Annotated in this window: 4 protein-coding genes; all 4 read left to right on the top strand. The window is 66.6% G+C overall.

All coding sequences use genetic code 11. The features are described from left to right. A partial coding sequence (gene yidC / locus L995_RS10250) for a membrane protein insertase YidC (RefSeq protein WP_047471391.1) occupies nucleotides 1–1,386 on the top strand: 1,386 nt, incomplete at its 5' end. Nucleotides 1,387–1,486: 100 nt separating this feature from the next. Then, a complete protein-coding gene (gene mnmE / locus L995_RS10245) occupies nucleotides 1,487–2,908 on the top strand; it encodes a tRNA uridine-5-carboxymethylaminomethyl(34) synthesis GTPase MnmE (protein WP_017407040.1) in 1,422 nt (473 codons plus the stop codon). A 222-nt stretch (nucleotides 2,909–3,130) separates the two neighbouring features. Beyond that, nucleotides 3,131–3,610 (top strand): Crp/Fnr family transcriptional regulator, encoded by a 480-nt coding sequence (locus L995_RS10240; protein WP_047471388.1) that lies wholly within the window; start codon nucleotides 3,131–3,133, stop codon nucleotides 3,608–3,610. 177 nt (nucleotides 3,611–3,787) lie between these two features. Next, nucleotides 3,788–4,329 (top strand): hypothetical protein (locus tag L995_RS10235; RefSeq protein WP_047471386.1); only part of this gene is annotated, 542 nt, incomplete at its 3' end.

Here is a 4,329-nt window from a genome sequence, read left to right as displayed (position 1 = left end):
CTGCTCAAGTACGCCGATTCCGCCCACAAGGACAAGCCGGTCGTGCTGTTCGACGAGAGCGTGCACCGTGTGTACCTGGGCCAGTCGGGCCTGATCGGCGGCGGTTTCCCCACGCACAAGACGACCATGACCGCGCTGCCCGGTGCACGCGAGCTCAAGGACGGCGAGGACCAGATGGAGCTTCGCTTCGAGTCGCCCGACATGGGCGGCGTGAAGCTGGTCAAGATCTGGACGCTCAAGCGCGGTGCCTACGACATCGGCGTGCGCCATGAAGTGGTGAACACCGGCACGACTGCCGTGAACCCGCAGCTGTACCTGCAGCTGGTGCGCGACGGCAACAAGCCCGAAGGCGAAGAGTCCACCATGTACTCCACCTTCACGGGCCCGGCCGTCTACACCGACGAGAAGAAGTACCAGAAGGTCGAGTTCAAGGACATCGAAAACGGCAAGGCCAGCGTCGAGAAGTCGTCCTCGGGCGGCTACGTGGCCATGGTCCAGCATTACTTCGCCAGCGCTTGGCTGCTGGCCGAAGGCGTGCAGCGCGAGAACTTCCTGCGCAAGGTGGACAGCAACCTCTACGCCGTCGGCATGATCACGCCCGTGGGCACCATCGAGCCCGGCCAGAGCAAGAGCGTGGAAGCGCGCCTGTTTGCCGGACCCCAGATCGAAAAGCGCCTGGAGGCTCTGGCCCCCGGCCTGGAACTGGTCAAGGACTATGGCTGGCTGACCATCCTGGCCAAGCCGCTGTACTGGCTGCTGGACAAGCTGCACGGTTTCCTGGGCAACTGGGGCTGGTCCATCGTGGCCCTGGTGCTGCTGCTGAAGATCGCCTTCTACTGGCTCAATGCCAAGGCCTACTCCTCGATGGCCAAGATGAAGGCCATCAACCCGCGCATCATGGAAATGCGCGAGCGCCTCAAGGACAAGCCCCAGCAGATGCAGCAGGAGATGATGCGCATCTACCGCGAGGAAAAGGTCAACCCCATGGGCGGCTGCCTGCCCATCATCATCCAGATCCCGGTGTTCATCGCGCTGTACTGGGTGCTGCTGTCCAGCGTGGAAATCCGCAACGCCCCCTGGATCGGCTGGATCACCGACCTGTCGGCCAAGGACCCGCTGTTCATCCTGCCCGTGCTGATGACCCTGTCGTCGCTGCTGCAGACCGCGCTGAACCCCGCTCCGCCGGATCCGATGCAGGCCAAGATGATGTGGATCATGCCCCTGGTCTTCAGCGTGATGTTCTTCTTCTTCCCGGCCGGCCTGGTGCTGTACTGGCTGACGAACAACATCCTGTCCATTGCCCAGCAGTGGATCATCAACACCCGCATGGGCGTGCCGCCGCAGTTCAATCTGCCCAACTTCGGCAAGACCAAGCCTGCCAAGTAAGCCTGCGAAGGCCCTGGCTCCAAAGCCCGCTTCGGCGGGCTTTTTTCATGGGCGGCCTATCATCGGCGGCCTGAAATCCCTTCCCAAGAAAGCTCCATCCATGCTGCCCCGCCACAACGACCCCATTGCCGCCATCGCCACCGCTCCGGGGCGCGGCGCCGTGGGCATCGTGCGCGTCTCCGGCAAGGGGGTGGCGCCGCTGGTGCGGGTGCTGTGCGGGCGCGACCTCAAGCCGCGCGAGGCCACCTACCTGCCGTTGCGCGATGCCGCAGGCGGACCCATAGACCACGGCCTGGCCCTGTTCTTCCCGGCGCCGCACAGCTACACCGGCGAGGACGTGCTGGAGCTGCAGGCCCACGGCGGCCCGGTCGTGCTGCAGCTGCTGCTGGCACGCTGCCTGGAGGCGGCGCAAGAGCCTCTCGAAGGCCATCGCAGCGTACTGCCTGGCCTGCGCCTGGCCCAGCCTGGGGAATTCACCGAACGTGCCTTTCTCAACGACAAGATCGATCTGGCCCAGGCCGAAGCCATTGCCGACCTGATCGACGCCAGCACCGAGGCCGCCGCGCGCAGCGCGAGCCGCTCGCTGTCGGGAGCCTTCTCCGAGGAGATTCATGGCCTGCGCGATGCGCTGGTGCACCTGCGCATGCTGGTCGAGGCCACGCTGGACTTTCCCGAGGAAGAGATCGACTTCCTGCAAAAGGCCGATGCCAGCGGCCAGCTCGCGCGGCTGCGCGGCAAGCTGGACCAGGTGCTGTCGCGCGCCCACCAGGGTGCGCTGCTGCGCGAAGGCATCAAGGTCGTGATCGCAGGGCAGCCCAATGCGGGCAAGAGCTCGCTGCTCAATGCGCTGGCCGGTGCCGAGCTGGCCATCGTCACGCCCATCGCCGGCACCACGCGCGACAAGGTGCAGCAGACCATCCAGATCGAGGGCGTGCCCCTGCATGTGATCGACACGGCAGGCCTGCGCGAGAGCAGCGACGAGGTCGAGCGCATCGGCATCGCGCGCGCCTGGGACGAGATCGCCGCGGCCGATGCCGTGCTCTTCCTGCACGACCTCACGCGCATGGGCGACAACGACTATCTGGCCGCAGACGCGGCCATCGCCGAAACCCTGGCCCAGAAGCTGCCGGGCCAGGTGCCCGTGATCGATGTCTGGAACAAGACCGATCGCGCCGAGCCGGCCCAGCTGCAGGCGCATGGCGGGCGCGAAGGCAGCGTGGCGCTGTCGGCACGCACTGGCGACGGCCTGGATGCGCTGCGCCGGCGCCTGCTGGATGTGGCCGGATGGCAGTCCGCCCCCGAAGGCCTGTACCTGGCGCGCGCACGCCATGTGGAGGCGCTGCAGGCCGTGGCCGCGCACCTGGAAGAGGCCGAGCTGCAGCTGGCGGCCCAGGCCGCCCATCTGGACCTGCTGGCCGAGGAACTGCGCCTGGCCCAGGTCTCGCTGAACTCCATCACCGGGGAATTCAGCTCGGATGACCTGCTGGGTGTGATCTTCTCGAGCTTTTGCATTGGCAAGTGACAGAGGGGATGCGGGCTGAGCGCGGCATGCCCAGCACGGCTGATGGGATGGCGGCAATATTTATCTTTTGCTACAAAATTTGCCGTCGAAAACCCACGCGCCGGCATTGGCGTGCCCGCTGCCGTCGCTTAGCATGCGGCGTGCCGCAGCGGCCCTTGCCGCTGCCTGTCGCCGGGTGCCGTCCCGGAGCGGGTACGCGGCCCACTTCGAACCGGATCCGCCATGTCTTCTTCCTCCCACAATGATTTGCGGCCTTTGGCCCAGGCCATGTCGTCGGCCGTGGCTGTCGACGGTGTGCAGAACGCGCTGACCTCGGAGCAGTGGGATCTGCTGGCACCTTACCTGGTGCCCGTCACTATGGCCGCGGGCGAGCTGCTGTTTGCCGAAGGTTCGCTGGACCGCAATCTGTACTTCGTGGAGTCCGGCAGCCTCAGCGTGCACTACCAGGATGCCAAGGAGCGTATCCGCCTGGCCATCGTCGGTCCGGGCTCCATCCTGGGCGAGGGCGCCTTCTTCGCGCACCGGGCGCGCCACGCCACCGTGCAGGCTGCTGCGCCGGGGCGCCTGTGGTGCCTGACGGCCATGCGCTTCGCCGAACTCAGCAACCGCCAGCCCGGGGTGGCGCTGGCCCTGGTCATGGCCGCCGGCCAGGTCCTGGCGCGACGCGCGGTGGACAGCCGCCGCCGGGTGGCGAGCACCTGAGCAGCACCTGAACGGCACTTGGGCGAAGGCTCTCCGGGGGCCGGGTGGGATTACAGACCGGGCTTTGCTCTGCGACAAATTGATACAGCGGTTTTTGCAACACCTGTGCTCAAAATGTCGCCAAGTTGCAGGCACAATGCCGCGAGTTTGTGACTATTCGTGACAATGAGAGCCCCCATGTCTGTGTTCAACTGGTTTTCCCGCAAGCCTTTGCCCGAACAGGGCCGTGGTTCGCCTGGAAACGATGGCCAGGCCAACCCCGCGGCACGCCGTGATGCCGTCGCGGCCGGGCGCCGCAGCGAGCGGTCCGAGCGCCGTGAGCAGCTCTATGGCGTGGTGCGCGATGTCATGGTGCGTGCCGGGGTGTTGTCGGCCAGCTACAAGTTCAAGGTGCTCTCGCTGGACAGCGTGGGCCAGCGCTTCGTGGTGATGATGGACCTGGCACGGGCCTATGCCAGCGAAACCGCTCGGCTCAGCGAGATCGAGGCCATGCTGGCCCAGGCGGCCAAGGCCCGCATGGGCGCGGTCGTGACAGCCGTGTACTGGCGGGTCAGCGACCAGAACGCCGCCGCCCAGGCCCAGGTGCATTCCGTGGCCGTGCGCACACCGCGTCCCGTCCAGCCCGTGGCCGTCCCCGCCGTGGCTGCGATGGAGGCCGTGGCGCCCCAGCGCCGCAGGCAGGACACGGCGCCGTTCGAGCCCATAGACGATCAGGAAAT

Origin of the sequence: Delftia sp. ZNC0008, assembly GCF_000799035.1 — a bacterium.
In the GTDB taxonomy this organism is placed as follows: Bacteria; Pseudomonadota; Gammaproteobacteria; order Burkholderiales; family Burkholderiaceae_C; genus Comamonas; species Comamonas tsuruhatensis.
Note: the sequence above shows the minus strand (reverse complement) of the source record. Positions and strands in the feature narration are given on the sequence as shown.

Bases quoted from the DNA above. Each gene is read 5' to 3' on its own strand.
- mnmE (WP_017407040.1), top strand. From the start codon at position 1,487: ATGCTGCCCCGCCACAACGACCCCATTGCCGCCATCGCCACCGCTCCG.
- L995_RS10240 (WP_047471388.1), top strand. From the start codon at position 3,131: ATGTCTTCTTCCTCCCACAATGATTTGCGGCCTTTGGCCCAGGCCATG.